Origin of the sequence: Kribbella sp. VKM Ac-2568 (assembly GCF_004345365.1) — a bacterium.
Lineage (GTDB): Bacteria > Actinomycetota > Actinomycetes > Propionibacteriales > Kribbellaceae > Kribbella > Kribbella orskensis.
This window is the reverse complement of sequence record NZ_SLVF01000015.1, coordinates 1-16458: the sequence shown is the minus strand read 5'-3', so window position 1 is coordinate 16458 and position 16458 is coordinate 1. Positions and strand designations below refer to the sequence as shown.

At 66.4% G+C, this 16458-nt stretch carries 18 protein-coding genes and 2 pseudogenes; 11 read left to right on the top strand and 9 right to left on the bottom strand.

Going from position 1 to position 16458, the window contains the following annotated elements:
• Positions 1-261 precede the first annotated feature (261 nt).
• A complete protein-coding gene (locus EV648_RS34755) occupies positions 262-846 on the bottom strand; it encodes a DUF4291 domain-containing protein (protein ID WP_132299411.1) in 585 nt (194 codons plus the stop codon).
• On the bottom strand, positions 831-1331 hold the full coding sequence (locus tag EV648_RS34750; RefSeq protein WP_132299409.1) for a hypothetical protein: 501 nt from the start codon (positions 1329-1331) through the stop codon (positions 831-833). Before EV648_RS34750 ends, EV648_RS34755 begins: the two co-directional genes overlap by 16 nt.
• 263 nt (positions 1332-1594) lie before the next feature.
• On the opposite strand from EV648_RS34750, the gene EV648_RS34745 reads away from it, so the two are divergent.
• From EV648_RS34745 to EV648_RS34735, 3 genes are all read left to right on the top strand, one after another.
• Positions 1595-2044 (top strand): hypothetical protein, encoded by a 450-nt coding sequence (locus tag EV648_RS34745; RefSeq protein WP_132299407.1) that lies wholly within the window; start codon positions 1595-1597, stop codon positions 2042-2044.
• Positions 2045-2610: 566 nt separating this feature from the next.
• Positions 2611-3150, top strand: coding sequence for a hypothetical protein (locus EV648_RS34740; RefSeq protein WP_158294153.1), 540 nt, complete (start codon positions 2611-2613; stop codon positions 3148-3150).
• A gap of 234 nt (positions 3151-3384) precedes the next feature.
• A complete protein-coding gene (locus EV648_RS34735) occupies positions 3385-3774 on the top strand; it encodes a hypothetical protein (protein ID WP_132299403.1) in 390 nt (129 codons plus the stop codon).
• Between the two features lie 95 nt (positions 3775-3869).
• Here the strand turns inward: EV648_RS34735 and EV648_RS34730 are convergent, their stop codons facing one another.
• Positions 3870-4397, bottom strand: coding sequence for a DUF4304 domain-containing protein (locus EV648_RS34730; RefSeq protein WP_158294152.1), 528 nt, complete (start codon positions 4395-4397; stop codon positions 3870-3872).
• A gap of 114 nt (positions 4398-4511) precedes the next feature.
• On the opposite strand from EV648_RS34730, the gene EV648_RS34725 reads away from it, so the two are divergent.
• Positions 4512-4847, top strand: a complete 336-nt coding sequence (locus EV648_RS34725) for a HEAT repeat domain-containing protein (protein ID WP_132299399.1) — start codon at positions 4512-4514, stop codon at positions 4845-4847.
• A 76-nt stretch (positions 4848-4923) separates the two neighbouring features.
• Here the strand turns inward: EV648_RS34725 and EV648_RS34720 are convergent, their stop codons facing one another.
• Positions 4924-5280 carry a VOC family protein gene (locus EV648_RS34720; protein ID WP_132299397.1) on the bottom strand — a complete coding sequence of 119 codons (357 nt, stop codon included), beginning with the start codon at positions 5278-5280 and terminating at the stop codon, positions 4924-4926.
• Between the two features lie 151 nt (positions 5281-5431).
• Between EV648_RS34720 and EV648_RS43485 the strand changes: the two genes are divergently transcribed.
• The 3 genes from EV648_RS43485 (at position 5432) to EV648_RS34710 (ending at position 7183) form a co-directional block, all read left to right on the top strand.
• Positions 5432-5716 (top strand): hypothetical protein, encoded by a 285-nt coding sequence (locus tag EV648_RS43485; protein WP_199234984.1) that lies wholly within the window; start codon positions 5432-5434, stop codon positions 5714-5716.
• 5 nt (positions 5717-5721) lie between these two features.
• Complete coding sequence (locus tag EV648_RS43480) at positions 5722-6354, top strand: tyrosine-type recombinase/integrase (RefSeq protein ID WP_370452762.1); 633 nt, start codon at positions 5722-5724, stop codon at positions 6352-6354.
• A gap of 247 nt (positions 6355-6601) precedes the next feature.
• A complete protein-coding gene (locus EV648_RS34710; RefSeq protein ID WP_132299395.1) occupies positions 6602-7183 on the top strand; it encodes a DinB family protein in 582 nt (193 codons plus the stop codon).
• A 295-nt stretch (positions 7184-7478) separates the two neighbouring features.
• Here EV648_RS34710 and EV648_RS34705 read toward each other — a convergent pair whose 3' ends face one another.
• The 3 genes from EV648_RS34705 to EV648_RS34695 all read right to left on the bottom strand — a co-directional run bounded on the left by EV648_RS34705 (position 7479) and on the right by EV648_RS34695 (position 9788).
• Positions 7479-8198, bottom strand: a complete 720-nt coding sequence (locus tag EV648_RS34705) for a class I SAM-dependent methyltransferase (protein WP_132299393.1) — start codon at positions 8196-8198, stop codon at positions 7479-7481.
• A 238-nt stretch (positions 8199-8436) separates the two neighbouring features.
• On the bottom strand, positions 8437-8955 hold the full coding sequence (locus tag EV648_RS34700) for a GNAT family N-acetyltransferase (RefSeq protein WP_132299391.1): 519 nt from the start codon (positions 8953-8955) through the stop codon (positions 8437-8439).
• A 167-nt stretch (positions 8956-9122) separates the two neighbouring features.
• Positions 9123-9788 carry a hypothetical protein gene (locus EV648_RS34695; RefSeq protein WP_132299389.1) on the bottom strand — a complete coding sequence of 222 codons (666 nt, stop codon included), beginning with the start codon at positions 9786-9788 and terminating at the stop codon, positions 9123-9125.
• 728 nt (positions 9789-10516) lie between these two features.
• On the opposite strand from EV648_RS34695, the pseudogene EV648_RS44455 reads away from it, so the two are divergent.
• Positions 10517-10963: pseudogene (locus EV648_RS44455) on the top strand (LysR substrate-binding domain-containing protein); the annotation flags it as partial.
• A gap of 186 nt (positions 10964-11149) precedes the next feature.
• Here the strand turns inward: EV648_RS44455 and dnaN are convergent.
• A pseudogene (gene dnaN / locus EV648_RS34685) lies at positions 11150-12282 on the bottom strand (DNA polymerase III subunit beta).
• A 544-nt stretch (positions 12283-12826) separates the two neighbouring features.
• On the opposite strand from dnaN, the gene EV648_RS34675 reads away from it, so the two are divergent.
• The gene (locus EV648_RS34675; RefSeq protein ID WP_132299387.1) at positions 12827-13381 is read left to right on the top strand and encodes a hypothetical protein; all 555 of its coding nucleotides are present in this window, start codon (positions 12827-12829) and stop codon (positions 13379-13381) included.
• Between the two features lie 1260 nt (positions 13382-14641).
• Here the strand turns inward: EV648_RS34675 and EV648_RS34670 are convergent.
• On the bottom strand, positions 14642-14833 hold the full coding sequence (locus EV648_RS34670) for a hypothetical protein (RefSeq protein ID WP_132299385.1): 192 nt from the start codon (positions 14831-14833) through the stop codon (positions 14642-14644).
• 130 nt (positions 14834-14963) lie between these two features.
• Here EV648_RS34670 and EV648_RS34665 point away from each other — a divergent pair, with 130 nt between their 5' ends.
• Both EV648_RS34665 and EV648_RS45370 read left to right on the top strand, forming a co-directional pair.
• Positions 14964-16094, top strand: a complete 1131-nt coding sequence (locus EV648_RS34665) for a sensor histidine kinase (protein WP_132299383.1) — start codon at positions 14964-14966, stop codon at positions 16092-16094.
• Entirely contained in the window at positions 16091-16456 is a 366-nt protein-coding gene (locus EV648_RS45370) for a response regulator transcription factor (protein WP_132299381.1), read from the top strand. Before EV648_RS34665 ends, EV648_RS45370 begins: the two co-directional genes overlap by 4 nt.
• The last annotated feature ends 2 nt before the right edge of the window (positions 16457-16458 follow it).

The window sequence follows — 16458 nt, the reverse complement described above, 5'->3', positions numbered from 1 at the left end:
GCGAGTTCCGGCGCGACGAGATCGTCGTCATCCCCCTAGGTTGGCGTGCCAGATTGAGGCCTCGTACCGCCGATGCTCCGCCCTCCAGGAGTCGGCGCGCGGCTGAGCGGAATGGCGAGCCTCGACCGAGGCCACATCGAGGGATCGTGCCCGGTTATCGATCCCAGCTGACTGGCATCCCAGCCCTTCGAGATTAAGGACAACGGCATTCATCCGCACATGCCGATGACAGGGCGTCAGTGCGGACGCGGCGTACGACCTCTACACGGTCGCCGAGATGCGCTCCGCGACGGTGACCGGTAGCGGGTAGGGGCGTTCGTCGGGAAGCCGGTCCAGGCCGTGGCGGCGACGTTCTAGCGTGTCGGTGATGTCCTCGATGCTGCGGACCCACTTGGTGGCGTAGCGCGTGACGGCCGACCCAGACAACCCGACCTGGAGCGACCGGTAGGGCAGGGGTTGGCCGCTCAATGTGCGCTCGGGATCCCACTGGACGCGCACCGGGCAGTCCGCGAGCGCGCGCCGCCAGGTTTCCCGGTCGGGGTAGAGCGTGGGGTCGAAGTGGCTCAGGCACGACTCAGCCAACGCGTCCTCGAACCCGGTCCGGCTCATCCGAATTGCGAGCACGCGCTCCTGACCCGGTTTCGACGCCCAGCCACAGCGGTACATCATCCACAGGAACGACGGCTTGATCCACGTCATCCGGTTCATGCTGAACGGTGCGACGAACGTGCCAGCGGCGAGGGCGGCGTCGGCGATCTCGTGGCCGTATGCCTGGTAGACGATGATCGATTCGGCGTCGAATACCGCGCGCACCTGCCGGGCTGGTGGGGTCACTGGCGCATCCATGTCGCCAGGTCCTCCACAGACGCTGCAGCGGGCGGCACTCGGGCGAAGAACGATCCGGACCGCCAATCCCGCGCGACGGTCCCCGTGTCGCGTATCCACTCGCCTTCGACCCAGTCGACCAGATCCATTAGGTCCCGGGACCGGGCGAACTCGGCCGTCACGGCGGCCCCCTGCGGGATCAGAAAGACCGAGTCGATGTAGCAGTGCGCATCGAAGTTGACGTTCTTCGCGCGCCAGACCAGTGCAGCGTCCTCGACGTGGCCAATCATGAACAGCAGCCAGCAACAGGCCAGCAGCACGTCGCCGCAGCCTGAGTCCGCATCACCGACCGCGGCGATCTCTTGGCGGGTCAGCTCACGGATCAGGGGCGCGTCCGCCGGAGTGAAGCTCGACAGCAGCGCGGCGACCAGTGCCGCGCGGTCCACCTCGTCGGCGTTGCTCCGTCCGCCATGCCCGAAGGCCCGACCTACGTCGGCATCCGACATCACCCTCGCGTCCAGCAACAGCTCCAAGCCCGATATCACGGCCTCAACCTTTCAGGTATCGGGCAACGTGGCCAAGCACATGCAATGAGTGCCAGCGGCACTATAGCGACGCCTCTACTGAGCCACGCCGAACGCCTGCCAAACCACGCCGACGGTAGACGCACGCACATGCCGCGATCAGCGCGCTCACATGCCGATGAGCGGTCGCTGCGTAGATCAGACATGCGGCGTGCCGCGGCGTGAGCGCATGAAACGATGGTTCCGTGAACCAGGACCGGAGACGCCTGGCAGTCACTGCGCTGATCAAGCTCGCTACCAGCGACGACTACCAGGATCGAGCCGACGCGGGTCGTGCCCTGGCGAATTTCGCCGAGGCGACCGAAGCGCGGGAGTCACTGCTTCGACTCGTCCTTGATGTCAATGACACGCTCGTTACCCTCGCGACCGCAGAGGCGTTGCTCCGGCGACAGGACACCGCAGGATTCACGATTGTCGCTGAAGCGCTGGTCGAGGCGGATATTCAACACAGCACCTACATCCACGACGCCGTCACGGCTGTCTTTATGGTGTTCGCCTTCGAGAGGGATCGTGCGGTGGAAGCATGCGATGCCCTGTCGCTCGACACCAGTGCACAAGTTCGTCAGGGCGCCGCCCAACTGCGCGAGATGCTCGCTGAGATCCGCCCGGTGCTCTACCCACAAGAGCCGGCCTGAGCGTCAGGCAGGGCACGCAAGCAGGGTTCGGCCGCAGCCACGACACCAGCGAACAACCGGATCTGCCGAATTGAGGACGTTGGGTCGCCGAGGATTCCTCCATAGTCTTGAGGGGCCTAGCGCCTGGAGTGCATGGTCGAAGGAGTGGCCGCATCGATCCCAGCTCATGGAATCCGAGCATCGGCGCCTAGGAGGTCATCGTGAACACGAGATCATGGCGTTCGCGCGGCCCGGGGGGCCCAGCGGCCGCTTTCCTAGCGTTCGCGCTGGTTGCCGGCGGGTGCGGCGGTGGTGACGACGCAAACCCGGCCTCGGTCAGCCCGGCCCCCTCGCCGCCCGCGTCGTCGGCCGACCCCGGCCGGCCGGTCGGAGTTGTCGCAATCGGACACTCGGGCTTGACCGGTGCAGGCTCCGATCGAAGCCTTCCTCGCCAGGCCGCCCCCGAGAACTCTTGGGCGACAGGCACGTCCTCGGAGGTCAACAGCATCTACCGGCGATTGGTGGCCGTCCGGCCCGTCACTGAGGGCCATGTCGCCAACACCGCCGAAGGTGGTGCGTCTGCGTCCGTGCTGACGGCGCAGGTGCGGCGGGCGCTGGAAATCGTTCCTGTTCCCGCGCTCGTTGTCGTCCAGACGATCGACAACGACATCCGCTGTGACGGAACCGACCGAGAGCACGTGCCCGAGTTCGGGGCCGCGCTCGCGGAGGCGCTGGAGGTTGTGAGTACGACGTCGCCCAACTCCCGAATCCTCGTGGTTGGCCAGCTGGCACGACCCAGCCCGTCGTTCGTCGAGAAGGTCGTCGCCGAGGACCCGACTGTGCAGGCAAGTCTCACCGGAACCGGGGAATGCGATTTCTACGGGCCTGACGGACGGCTCGTCCAGGAGCATTTTGACACCCTGACGTCCATCATCGAGGACTACGAGGCCGAGCAGGCTCGGGTGTGCGCCACGGTACCGAATTGCGGCACTGACGACGGTGCACGTGCTGCGTATGTCGACCGCCTGGAGAACTTCTCCAGCGACTGGAACCACCTGAACGTGCGCGGACAGGCCGAGGCCGCAAAGATCGCCTGGCCGGTTGTCGCCGCGCAACTGGAGTTGTGACAAGCCGCTCCTGCTCGGCTGTCGTACCGAGCTGATCCGGTTCCCGGCTCATCCGGGACGACCGGCCGGGCTCACCAGCTGACCCGGCCAAACGGGGCTTCGCTTCGGCCGGCTGAGCCCGTTCACTTAACATCCGGACATGCCGCCGAGAGGTAAGCGCGGTCATGCCGTTGAGCGGGCGAGTGCCCATGACGTCCGAGGGGGCCAGATGTCGTACCCCATAGGCTGACGGCCGTGTCCGCGATTCAGAGCACAGACGACGACTTTCGAGTCTGCACGATATCGCTTGATGAACTGGCGGGTCTTCAAACTAGCGCGGAGCAGAACGGCTTTTCGACCCGCTGGACATCCGTCCAGGCGCTGCGACGTCAGGTTCTCAATGCGCCCATTCTGCTCATGACCTTTCTGCGCGAGGAGCGCTTCGAGGCGTTGCGCGCGTACCGGTGCCTCTTGCTGTTCGAGGCGATAGTCCCGAAGGCCGAGGCGGCCTTGACCAATTTCGACGTCGCCCCGGAACGACTGGCAGAACTTCCCAGACTCGACCGCGACGCCGACGTGCGTGCCACGTTGGCTCACCTTATTTGGACTGCATACCGGGCGCACGACGTCGTGCCCAAGGACTAGAGCCCGCCACCGGCGCTGTGCGCGTGCGGAGTCGGCGCACCTGAGCGGTACCGTCCGGATCTGCCGCGATCCGCGCTGTCATGCCGATGAGCGGGCTAGGTAGATGCCCGTTCGCGCAGCCAGGGCAGGCCGTACCTCAGCAGGTCCGAGACCGCGTCCTCGGCCACTGGACCTGGGTCAACCCCGCGGACGATACGCCACCACTTGTCGCTGCCTTCGGGCGTTAGCACCCCGAGTCGCGCCTGGGTAGCCCACGATCCATAGACGAACGTGGGCTTCGGCCGCTCACCCAGCGACGGCGACTCAGCGGCATGTTCAGCCCACGCGACGCGGCTGATCACGGAAAGGTTCACAGTGAACTGGACCTCTTGGCCGTCGCTGTATGCCGACTTCCGAAAGCCGAGTAGAGCCCAGTAGTTGTCGGACGGCAGTTCAAATCGACCTCCGGAGCCACGCAGACCCTGACCGCGAAGCAATGGGCCGAACGTTGCCTTCATCATCTCCGCGTAGACCTGCTGCGGGGACGGCACGCTCGCGTCGTCGGTCGCCTTCACCTTGGGTCTGTGCTTCCACACCTTGAAGCGTTCGAGCGACTCGCGCTGCTGGGGCGTCAGTTCAGGCATGGCCGCGAGCTTCTCACGCCCACATCCACTCACGCCCAACATCCGCATCTGCCGCCGTTCGCGTGGATATGCGCTGGGCATTTGGCCAGGTGGGGTGCCATAGAGTCACCCCCCATGGTCGACCAGTTCGCGGGTGGCATGAGTCTCATGCGCAAGCACGACCCTCAGTTGCAAGAGGACGGCTTCGGACTTGTGCAAGAGGTTGCAGCCGAACGCCTCGACGACCTCATCGCCGCATACGGCGTGGAGCAGGACCATGGGATGAAGTGCTGGCTGCTCGAACTCATAGGCGAAGTTCGGACTCCTGCGGCACTACCGGTGCTGTCCAATGCCCCGACCGGCCAGGATCAACTACTTCGCGACTGGGCTCGGCGTGGGCTGGAGCTGCTGAACACCAAGGAGGCGCGGACGCTCTTGTGGCAAGAGCAGCAAGACCAGCCGCCTCGATGACGGACTCTCATGCCGCAGATAGGAAGGCGCGGGCAGCCGATGAGTGCGAGCGCTACGCCGAGGGCTCCCTTCTGGATCATTCCAGACAAAGGCAGAAGGGGTGACCTGCAGGGTCCAGGAAGACCCTGTAGGACGTACCGGGCTGGTCCGGATGTTTGGTTGCACCGAGATCGATCACTGCCGCCTCGGCTGCGTCGAGGTCGTCAACGAGCATGTCGAGGTGCATCTGCTTGGGTCGCTCCTGGGTCGGCCACGTCGGCGGCGTGTAATCAGCCACCCGGTGGAAGGCGATGCACTGGCCGTCCTCAGGGCAAACCGAAGCCCGGTCGGTGGAGACGTCGATCTTCCATTCCAGCATCGCGCCGTAGAACCTGGCGAGCGCACCAGGAACGGGACAGTCGATAGCGATGAGGGGCAAGCGAGCGATGGCCATGTCGGCGAGGATATCGACTATTGCGGTTGGCGCACGTCCCGATTCCGCAGTGACGTGCCGGCGCTGTGGACCGTCGTACGTCCGCTCATAGCCGCGATGGTGAACTTGTGAGGCGGTTGACGCGACCTGCCGCGCCCTGGGCACTGAGGGAATGGAGATCTCACAACCGGGCCCGGCCGTCTCCGGTGTCGTCGTCACGACGTCTCGCGTCCTACGGATAGCCGTCGCCGCCTACCTGGCTCGGTTCAAAGGTCAGTCCCGGATCCACACCGAGTCGGACCTGCGGGGGTATCTCGTGTGGTGCGATCTGCGCGACCTGGACCCTCTCGCAGTGAGCCGGCCACATGTTGAGCTCTACATCCGCTGGCTACAAGAAGTGCGCCGGTACGGGCCATCGACGGTGTCCCGACGCATGTCGGTCGTCGCGGGCTTCTAACAGACGTGCGTGATAGACGTGTCCTTGAGCACTCCCCAGCCGAGTATGTGCGACGCCCGCACGTGCCGGCCGAATCCCCGACGCTCGGGCTGACACACCTGCAGTTCGAGGCCGTGTTGACCGCCGGGAGGCAGTCGCCCAACCGCTGCGACTTCGCCCTCGTCTCGATGTTGGGGCTGCTCGGACTTCGGATCTTCGAGGCTACCGGCAGCGACATCGAGGACCTCGGCGAGGAGCACGGCCATCGGGTTCTCCGCGTGCATGGCAAGGGCGACAAGATCGTGCTTGTACCGCTTCCCCCAGCCGTAGGCCGTGCCATTGAGCGGGCCATCGACGAGCGGACCGCCGGACCGATGCTGCTGACCTGTCGGGGCACGCGGATGGACCGGCACTGCGCAACCCGCCGACTGCGCCGCCTCGCCGAACAAGCAGGTATCAAGCTTCCGCGGATGCACCCGCACATGCTCAGGCATACCTTCGTCACCACGATGCTCGACGCCGGCGTTGACCTGCGTGATGTACAAATCGCCGTCCGCCACGCCGACCCACGAACCACCATGCGCTATGACCGCGCCCGCAAGAACCTCGACCGCCATCCCAACTACATCCTCGCCGCATACATGGCCTCCGCCACTTGAAAGCAGGTCTTCCTGTCGTGCCGAATTGAGGTTGTTTCCCGAACCGCAGAGCCGGGCTCGGGGCCGGCTCGTTACTCGTGCTCAGAATCTTCACCGGTCGGGTCTTACCGATCCCCCGAAAGTTGCACGCGCGCTAACCTTTGGCCTCCTCGTTCGTGGTTTGGCCTGCAGGAAGCCATTGCCGTCGACAAGCGCCTGACTCGCGATCTGCTGCCACCTGGTGGCACTGGTGGCAGGGTGCTGTCCCATGATTGACGACGCCGCGAAGGCCAACTTGTACAACTACCTGAGGCACGAGCGCGAGGCGGTGCTTGCCAAGCTCGACGGTCTTTCCGAGTACGACGTCCGTCGCCCGCTGACCGTCACCGGGACCAACCTGCTGGGCCTGGTCAAGCACCTGGCGACATGGGAGGCCAGGTACCTCGGCGAGGTCTTCGACCGTCCCTTTCCCGAACCCCTGCCTCGGTGGGACGTCGAGGCCGAGCGACTCGCCGACATGTGGGCGACCGAGCGCGAGGCCCGCAGCGACATCGTCGACCGCTACCGACGGGTGTGGGACCACAGCGACGCGACGGTGGAGGCCCTCGCCCTCGATGCCACGGGCCGCGTCGCCTGGTGGCAGGACGCCGAGGTGCCCTTGTTCAACATCCTCGTCCACCTGCTCGCCGAAACCAGTCGGCACGCCGGCCACGCCGACATCCTGCGCGAAGCGCTCGACGGAGCGGTAGGAACCGACGCGGAGGACATGGCCGAGCAGCGGCACGACCCAGCCTTCTGGAGGGAGCGCCGCGAGGAGATCGAGGCGGCCGCCAGGTCAGCAGCCGGTTGACCTGGATCGCGAGCCAAGGAATGGTGCCGCTATTCGTTGGGCGCGTGGTCTGGAACGAGCCGCCCTAGATGCCGACCTTCGATGGCCTTGACGACCTCCACGGTCAAGCGCTCGGAGCCGTCGTCCTGCCACGTATCGCGACCTGCTCGAGACCGCACCGTTGTCAAGCCGCTCGCAGCCTCAAACGTCCGGACCTAGCTGTCCGTGGGTTCGCTCCTGCCGACGTGCGGATGCTGGAGCGCGTCATGCACCAGCCGGGCAGGGCTGCCTTGGTCACAGCCAGCGCCGCACCTGTTCAGCGCGCTTCCAGCTCGAAGAACAGGAAGCAGATAAATGAGCGACCGTCCGCGGTGGGCAGCAGTTCCGCTGGGGTGTTGGCCGCGGGCGGCGGCTCAGTGACCGTCTTGATGCCGAACCCCGCATCGATGAACGTGTTGATGACGTCCTGCAGGGGTCGGTGCCAGTAGGTCATCCACACGGTCCCTTCGCCGAAGTCGTAGTCCTCGGAGTACTGCGTGAGGGCGAAGTAGTCGGCCTCGGGGTACACAATCGCGTAGACCGTGGGGTGGATGATCGAGCCGATGAGCCGACCGCCGGGTTTGAGCACACGCCGCAGCTCGGCCAGTGCCGCGGCCCAGTCCTTGACGTAGTGCAGGGACAGCGATGCGACGACGAGGTCGAACGCGTCGTCGGGATAGGGCAGGGGCGCACCAAGGTCTGCGACTCTCACGTCCGCGTCCTCGCCGAGCCTTTGGCGGGCGAGTTCGACCATGGCGGGGCTCAGGTCGAAGCCCGACACGACCGCATCCTTGCTACGCAGAGCTTCCATCAAGGGGCCTGACCCGCATCCGGCGTCGAGAATCTCCAGGCCCGCGACGTCGCCGGCGAGACGAATCATCTCCGGACGCGCGTAGTAAGCATTGAAGAGATTGCTCTCGTTACTGGCCGAGTACGCGGCCGCGAAACTGTCGTAGTCAGCGACTGGGGCAGCGGACTTGCTCACCGAATCTGGCATGACAGGTTTCTACCCGGGTCGCAGGTGTGCGCCAACCAGGCGCGCGGTCCAGTCGGCGACGCACTCATCTGCCGCGATCCGAGAACTGTACAAGCCCGCCCCGTCCCCCTGATCCGTGCCAGTCCTCCTTCGACACCCAGGACAGGCTGGGGTGGCAAGGACGCGAAGAAGCCGCCGACGAACGTGCGACCGACGGTGGTCGTCGAGGTCCTCGCTGATGCCGCGAGCCACGTTCGTGTCAGCGGCTGGGGCGTTCGAAGATGAGCTCCAGGCCGTCCTCCTCATCCCACTGTTCGCCGTTCTCGACGAAGCCGAAGCCGGCGATTGTGGCCAGCGATGCCTGGTTGGTGGGGCTGATCGTGGCCCGCACGGTCCGTACTGCGGGTTCGGCCGCCGCACGCTCCAGGAGCGCGGTCAAGATCGCCTTGGCGAAACCCTGTCGCCGGTACGGCGGGTCGACTGTGTAGCCGATCTCCACCATGCCGGCCTCGTCCGGTGGACCGTGGAAACCGGCATAGCCGACCACGATCCCGTCGGCCACGACGAGCTTGACGAGCCACCCGAAGGTGCTCGGATCCCGGGTCAGCTGATCGAGGCGGTACCGCCATAGCCACTTGGCCCGGTCAGTGAGGAACTCGTCGCCGAGTGGGAAGCCGAGCTCTGTCTGTGCCGCGGGACGGTCGTCGGCCAGCAACGCGCTCAGCGCGGTACTGGTCATCTCGACGAAGCGAACCGCTCGGGGGGAAGTAGTAGTCATCGCAGTCATCCTCAGCCCCGGCGGCCCGCCAGTCGAACCATTAACCCGCCTGCGTCTCGACGGACCGCGCGGGTGCGCTGACGCGTCGCTCCAACTACCGGATCTGCCGCCGAGGGTAAAGGGCGCTCATGCCGATGTCCGGTCGTACGGCACCGGCGGTGGACGAACTACTCGAAGTCAATGATCTGGTTCCGGTTCACCTTGACGGTGGCACGCCCATCGGTCGTCTCTACACCGGCCAGCAATCGGACGGTCACGCCGTCCGGCACGTCCTTAATGACCTCGCAGGCGAGATGAACGACTGCTCCTGGCGCCGGTGCTTGGATCCCGAGCACTGGCTGCTTTTCGTGCACTTCCACGCTGCTGCCGTCAGCCAACTCCAGTGCGACATGAGCCCAACCGGGGAACGGATCGCTTTCCAACGACACGATTCGGGCGATGACTGCGGGCATGGAACCACCTTTCTCAGACGCACGCATCTGCCGCGTTGCGGATGTTGCTAGCCGTACTACTTGCGCGGCGCCGCGCAAGTAGTACAACTTGAACCGGTCGAAGTCATCGGGCCACGGTGCCTTCTCGGGCAGTACCGGCGCCAGCGCCTCGAACACCCGCAACACCGCATCACGTTCGCAATCCGACAGACGCGGCGTCGCCTGTAATACCGCCCCGCCTGACGGCAGCACAGTCGCGGCGGCGAACGTTCCCCGCGCGCGAACGGCTTCAATGCCTCCCAACCGTTGAAGAACACCGGCAGCCCTGACCATGACCCACGAATAGTTCCGCACCTGCGAGTCAGCCAACGGCAACGTCTCATCCGGGAATGTTGCGAGCATGGCTTCCAGCGGGTGCGGGTGCCGGCCGAGATCACATCATCGGCCACATAGCCGAACACCGAGGGCCAGCGCTCGGCCTGGGCGACCAAGAACTCCCGCCATGTCTCCGGCACCTCGACCGGGATCGGAGGAGTCGTCGCCAACGTGCCCACCACATAGGTCGCATCCAGCCGCAGCCACTGCCGCGCCTCGGGCGGACGCTGACGGTACGCCGAGATCGTCAGGCTCGGCGTCCCGGCGTGCCCGAACCGATTCAATGTCGAGAAACTTCGCCGACATCTCGACCGACACATCCGTACTCTGCGCCAAGAACCGCTCCCAGTTCCTCGGCGACCACGCCCGCAACGACTTCGACAACCGCCGCTCCCGCTGCCCGATCACCAACAGCGAGCACCACCCCGAACCCACCGGACCACCAGCCGGATCAGCAACACCGCCGAACGCAACCCCGCCGCCGGCAACTCCGACACAAAGGGCCCTGCAAGCCGCTCGAAGCATCGAGAGGTTCTGCTGGAGCAGGTGAAGGCGCGCGTCACCGCAGAGCTCGCGTCCCGACAGCGGGAAGCGCGCGTAGTACTCCAGCCGTAGTTCGTGATCTGGCGGTGTGGCGGGTGGACATAGCGCAACCGCCGGTTTATGAGTAGCGCCGCTGCCGTCTCAGGCGTTCTACCGACATCATCTGGCAGGTTCTTTAGGCGGAGGCGTGATCTCAACCGTCCTGCGTGGCCATGCGAACGAGCGTGTCTCAGGCCATCCCGGTCACAGATCTGGTCACCAGCCGACACGTTCCATGCCATGGATTGGGCCACGCCGCGCGCGGTACTGGCCCGCCTGTGCAACCGCGTGCCGGCGCTCGGCTCGAGGTCAGCAGCCGCGGCAGCCGGGACCAGCACCGCCGCCTGCTGAACGGCGGGCTCGACCTCGGTCTGTGCGGATCGACCTCGCATTGTCCGGACGGGCTCGCCGGGCGGATCATCCGGCGCGAGGTTCTCGGCGTCGCGCTGCCGGCGAACCACCCGCTCGCGGCGGCGCAATCGGTCGCCGTACGGGAGTTGACGGACGAGACGCACTACCGGCCGCGGGACGGCTTCCCCCCGGAGTGGAACGAGTTCGTCCTGTCCTGCTGCCGGACCGCCGGGTTCACTCCCGAGCGACACCCGGCCAGCACGAACGGTACCGGCCCGGCGCTGGAGTTGGTGCGCGCCGGTGAATGTGTTGCGCTCGGCCTGTTGTCGACCCTATCCGGACGGCGTGGTGGTGCGCTCCCTGGACGCGGGCGTTCCGCCGTACGGGTGGGGGCTTCGCTGGTGCAACTGGGACCGCACGCCGGACGCGGCCCTCGACGCTCTCCGTCAATTGGACTAGCTCCAGTTGTTCAAACGGACGGGTACTACTACGTAGCGGAACTCGCTGATCGGATCGCCGTCGAAGTCCTGCAGACCGGTGAGTTCAGCCGCTTTCGCTGCCTGGGTGAACGCCAGTTGCGCCACCGGGGCACAGATCGCGTTCAAGCCGTCCAGCAGGTACGTCGGGTTGAAACCCACCGTGACTGGTTCACCGGCGACACGAGCCTCGAGCGACTCCGACGCCTGCGCCTCGTCACCCGTGCCGGCATCCAGCGTCAAACTGCTCTCGCAGAACCTCAGCCGGACCGGGGTATTACGCTCGGCCACCAGCGCCACCCGCTTCACCGCCTCAATCAGACCGGCTGTGTCGATCCGCGCCCTTGTCGCGATCGCCGCTTCGGCCGGGATGATGCGGCGCACCTTCGGGAACTCGCCGTCGAGCAGCCGGGTGGTGGTACGCCGTCTCCCGCCCTCGAACCCGACGATGCCGTCACCCGCGCCGGGTAGCGAGACCACGATGTCGGTCCCGGTCGTCGCCTTCGCGATCTCGGCCAGCACTCGCGAGGGACCAGCGCCGCGGCCGACACGTCCGGGGACCGGGGATTCCACTCGAGCTCGCGGACCGCGAGCCGGTACCGATCAGTCGCGAGCAGCGTGATCGTGGATCCCTCGATCTCCATCTGTACGCCGGTGAGCACTGGCAAGGTGTCCTCGTGGCCTGCGGCGATGGCAACCTGAGCAACAGCTTGGGCAAGAACATCGCTACGCACAGCGCCGCTCGCGGCGGGGAAGTCTGGCAGGGCCGGATACTGGTCCGAAGGAAGCGTTTGCAGGGCGAAACGCGAACTCCCACAGGCTAACTGGGCCCTCGCGCCGATCGCGGAGAGGTCGACGGACAGGCCGCGGAGGCTTCTGGAGATCTCAGCCACCAGGCGCCCGGAGATGATGCATCTGCCGGCGTCGGCGACCTGCGCAGGCACGGTGACGCGGGTGGAAGTCTCGTAGTCGAAGCCGGACAGGACGAGCTGTCCCTCCTCGGCTTCGACCAGAAGTCCGGCCAGAATCGGGACGCTCGGGCGACTGGGCAGGCTCCGCGCAACCCAGGCCATGGACTCGGCCAGCACAGCGCGTTCCACGCGGACTTTCACCGTCGCTGGGCTCTCGCAGAGATTGACCGCGGGCACGTCATTGTTTCCGACATGTCGGCAGGGTGCGGCTTCGAGTAGGTGGAAGGTCAAATGCATGAGCCAGGCCGTCGAGTTGAACCTCGGCATCGCCCACAGCATCGCGAGTCGCTTCCGTGGCCGCGGTGTCGAGGACGGACGCTTTGCCCAACCCGGAGGCAAGCAAGCGAACGGCACGGCCGTTCGGCACCTCCAGGGTGTCAGGCCGCGAGGTGCAGCGGCCAGCGGTGATGCGGCGCGCATAGCGGCCGGGGCCGCGAGCGACACACGATTCTGCTTGTCACCCCTTGGGCCAGCTTCGGGAGTTCCGGGCCTGCACGGGCGTGGGGAGCTGCTGGGTCGGCGGCGCGGCGGTCCGAGCGCTGTCTGCAAATCAGTTGAACCAGCCGCGATGAGTTTCGTGCCTGTTCACCTCGCCCCATCCGCGGCCTTGGTCGTGCCGAAGATCGGGTGATCCATTCGATCGACCGGTCGACCGATCAAACGTCCTGTGAGAGAGGAAACAGTCATGCAACACACGCGTGCGTCCGGCCGGTGGCGGCGGGCGCTCAAACGGTTCGCCGCGGTTGCGGCCGTGCTGGTCCCATCGGGGGTCGTCTCGGTCGTCGTGGCGGAGCCCGCCCAGGCGACAGTTTGTCGGACCAATGCTCACGTCTACCTGACGTCGGTGTATCCGTCCAGCTTCCGGTTCGAAAACCAGCCGGTGGACGGTGGTACTGACGACTACCAGATGTTCGCCAGTGACTGGACATCGCTGCGGGTCGGCGGCAATGGTCTGCGGCCGTACACGTCGGCGTTCTGGAACGTCGAAAGCAACGTCAGCGGGCGGTTCACCTTCAACAGCGGGGTCGCCGGAGGCAACTGCGTCGCGAACGAGACGTACGTCAACCTTGCGAGGCACACCGTTGGAGGGGAGGTCTGGACGGTCCGCGCCAACTATCTGACTGGAAACTCGGGGCAGTTCATCCAGAACCAGGCGCATTTCCGCATCTTCTTTGTGGACCCGCCTCCGCCCGACCCGTGGTACGGGAACCCGTGCTACTACGCCGAGGCGTGCTTCTGAGCACTCAACCGACTCGTGTGAGCCGGGCCGGCGCCTGGCTCACACGGGCCATCAGCGTTGCGATGATGTGGAATCCTTTCGAGAGCGATCGCGGACCATGAACGGCTGCAGCGAGGCCTTCTCCAGATCTTCGGTGCGACGCGAGACGTTCCGTGCGTCGTACCGGGCTTCGGTGGCTCCAGCCAGGTTGTCGGCCCGCCTCTGCGCATCCTGTGCCGCCTGGGACGCCTGCACCGACTTTCCATCAGGCGGTCCATCCGCTCGATGTCTGCGTGGACCTGGCGGCGAGCGGGTTGCCGCTGATCAGGCCGCATGGCCGACTGACGGCCTGCTCGGCTATTGCTCGTCTGCGGTCCAGGTCCACCGCAGGCTGCCGGACGTCTCCTGCTGGTAGGCAAGGGGTCATCCGCGGACTCATCGGCGGTCCGCCCAGCGGCTAGTTGACTGAACTCTCCTGGCGAGGTCATTGGCGGTTGCGGTGCCTGAGTGGTTCGTAAGACAGCGTCGATGGTGCCGCCGTCTCTCAAGGTCTACATGCAGTTGTCCAACGAGCCGACGGTGTCACGAACAACGGCCGCCGGGACTCGCCGGCGATCCGGGTGTGACCGTCTTCAGCGGCTGTACGAGTTGCGTGACCACCACGTCCGTGGCGCCGCGGCCCGGTCGCCCGCAAAACGCGCTTGGCACGGTGTACGGCTACTGCGCCATGGCCTCCGGCCAGAAATGGGTGCACCTCAGCGTGACCTCGACCCGACCGGGCGCCTGGCGGGGGTCGTGGTCTACGCGGGCTGCGCCTTGACGGCAGCCGACGCGCGTCGAGTAAGAGCCGTTGGCCGTGCGACGGTCGAGCCGACTGCGGCGATCGCGAGGCCGAGCACGATCCAGCCGACCGCCTCCAGCTTCGTTCCACTGCCGAAGAACGCGAAAACTGTCCGATGGTGCAGACGGTCGCGAGCCACCACGGGATCTGGCGAGCTCGCACCATGCCGAACGCGAGCCACGGCAGCCCCACGAGATGGAAGCAGAGTAGGGCGAGGACGAACGCCGGGATGGCTGCCGGGCTGCTCGACATGCGGTCGGCGGCGTCGACCATGGTCGCGCTGATTGGCCCGCTGCCGGCGACGGCGACCTCGATGCCGCCCATCAACAGGAAGCCGAGGGCCCCCACGAGGCCGGCGCCGTACACGACACCGCCCGATATTACGGTGGCGCTCCCTCGACCCACGGTGCGGCCAACGATCGCTGCCACGCCGGGCAGGATCAGCAGGACGACGCTTGGAATACGAGCGACTTGGCGACCGTCGGAGTGGGGTTTGCGGCCAGGTCGGCCAACCGTTGCCGGGTGTCGTCGGCGCCGTTCGGTGGCCCTAGGAACGGTGGCACCGTCATCGCCAGCCCGCCGGCCATCATCGACCACCCTGCCAGCCTGGTCCTCTTCCGCAGAGTTTCCATGATTCCTCCTTGGTTCCGCTTCCGTCTCGACGCTAGGAAGCGGCCCGGCCGGAGTCGTCGGGCATTCTGGGGAGCAGGGTCGTTCTTTCGAACGACGGCGGCTCAGTGAGGCCGGCCGTAGACTCATGCCATGTCCTGGGTGGGACGGGCTCCCTTGCGGGCGGATGTGGGTCTGGCCGCCGCGCTGGCGGTGTTCAGCGTGGTCGAGCTCTACTTCAGCTACGCGTTCGAACGCGTGCCCGGCCACCATCCTTCGGCCCTGCACCTCGCGATCGCTGTGGTGGCTGCGTCATCCCTTGCCTGGCGCAGGGTCTTCCCGCTGGTCGTGGCGCCGTTTGTCGCTGCGCTGGCTGCGCTCCAGCCCTACGTGACTGCACCGCCGAACGTGTACGGCGAGGCGCTGGTCGGCATCATCGCTGTCTACAGCCTGGCGGTATACGCACCAACCTTGCGAAGAGCGATCGCTTCGGCCGCGCTGACGACGGCGCTGTTCTACGTGCAGGGGCTGAGGGATCCGAACGACCCGATCGGCGAGGCAGTCACATATGCGCTCATCGTCTTGCTGATCCTCGGCGCCGGCGCACTGGTACGCGGATACCGCGACCGCGCCGACGAAGCCGAGCACCGTGCCCAGCAGATCGCCGCCGACGAGCGGGCACGCATCGCACGCGAACTGCACGACGTGGTCGCCCACGGGATGAGCGTCGTCGTGCTCCAAGCTCGCGGCGGACGCCGCATGCTCGCCGTAGAGCCCGGGACGGCGCGGCTGGCGTTCGACGACATCGAGCGGGTAGCTGCGGACTGCCTCGACGAGATGCGCCGGTTGCTGGGAATCCTGCGATCGGCCGAACCGGAGGCCGCCCCACTTGCACCACAGCCGAAGCTCTACGAGCTCGAGGCGCTGGTCGACCAGGCCCGGGCGTCAGGCGCGGTCGTCGAGCTCGTGGTCGACGGGAAGCGCCGCGACCTCGCCCCAGCCATCGAGCTGTCGGCCTACCGCATCGCGCAGGAGGCCCTCACGAACGCGCTCAAGCACGCTCCCGGCAGCCGCGCCCGGCTGCACGTCAGCTACGAGCTCGACGCCGTGGCCATCGAGGTGACCGATGACGGGCCGGGGTCGCTCAACGGCGGCGACGGACACGGCCTGATCGGAATGCGCGAACGCGCCGAGCTCTTCGGAGGCAGCTTCCACGCGGGCAGCGAGCCCGGCGGCGGTTTCGGCGTGCGCGCGCGTCTCCCCGTCCCTGGTACGGCGCCGTGAGCATCCGCGTCCTCGTCGCCGACGACGAGCGACTGATCAGGGCCGGCTACAGGATGATCCTCAACACCGAGCCTGACGTCGAGGTGGTCGGCGAGGCGGCCGACGGCGTCGAAGCCGTCGAGCAGGCCAGGCGTCTCCGACCGGACGTCGTGCTGATGGACGTCCGGATGCCCCGGCTCGACGGAATCGCCGCAACCCGCTCGCTGGTCAAGATGGAGCCGCCGCCCACCGTACTCGTGGTAACGACGTTCGACCTCGACGAGTATGTAGTGCGCCACGAGGCGCTGTTGTTTCGGATGGAGGTGAGAGACCTGCATCGCTCGGCCGTCGTAGCGGTCGGGTGGAAGCTGGCGGCAGCCTGATC

Excerpts from the sequence above, each read along its gene's own strand:
- EV648_RS34730 (WP_158294152.1), bottom strand. The coding sequence starts at position 4,397 with ATGCCTGAACTGACGCCCCAGCAGCGCGAGTCGCTCGAACGCTTCAAG.
- EV648_RS34720 (WP_132299397.1), bottom strand. The coding sequence starts at position 5,280 with ATGGCCATCGCTCGCTTGCCCCTCATCGCTATCGACTGTCCCGTTCCT.
- EV648_RS34710 (WP_132299395.1), top strand. The coding sequence starts at position 6,602 with ATGATTGACGACGCCGCGAAGGCCAACTTGTACAACTACCTGAGGCAC.
- EV648_RS34755 (WP_132299411.1), bottom strand. The coding sequence starts at position 846 with ATGGATGCGCCAGTGACCCCACCAGCCCGGCAGGTGCGCGCGGTATTC.
- EV648_RS34665 (WP_132299383.1), top strand. The coding sequence starts at position 14,964 with ATGTCCTGGGTGGGACGGGCTCCCTTGCGGGCGGATGTGGGTCTGGCC.
- EV648_RS34695 (WP_132299389.1), bottom strand. The coding sequence starts at position 9,788 with ATGCTCGCAACATTCCCGGATGAGACGTTGCCGTTGGCTGACTCGCAG.
- EV648_RS34705 (WP_132299393.1), bottom strand. The coding sequence starts at position 8,198 with ATGCCAGATTCGGTGAGCAAGTCCGCTGCCCCAGTCGCTGACTACGAC.
- EV648_RS34725 (WP_132299399.1), top strand. The coding sequence starts at position 4,512 with ATGGTCGACCAGTTCGCGGGTGGCATGAGTCTCATGCGCAAGCACGAC.
- EV648_RS34675 (WP_132299387.1), top strand. The coding sequence starts at position 12,827 with ATGCAACACACGCGTGCGTCCGGCCGGTGGCGGCGGGCGCTCAAACGG.
- EV648_RS34750 (WP_132299409.1), bottom strand. The coding sequence starts at position 1,331 with ATGTCGGATGCCGACGTAGGTCGGGCCTTCGGGCATGGCGGACGGAGC.
- EV648_RS34700 (WP_132299391.1), bottom strand. The coding sequence starts at position 8,955 with ATGACTACTACTTCCCCCCGAGCGGTTCGCTTCGTCGAGATGACCAGT.
- EV648_RS43485 (WP_199234984.1), top strand. The coding sequence starts at position 5,432 with ATGGAGATCTCACAACCGGGCCCGGCCGTCTCCGGTGTCGTCGTCACG.
- EV648_RS34670 (WP_132299385.1), bottom strand. The coding sequence starts at position 14,833 with ATGGAAACTCTGCGGAAGAGGACCAGGCTGGCAGGGTGGTCGATGATG.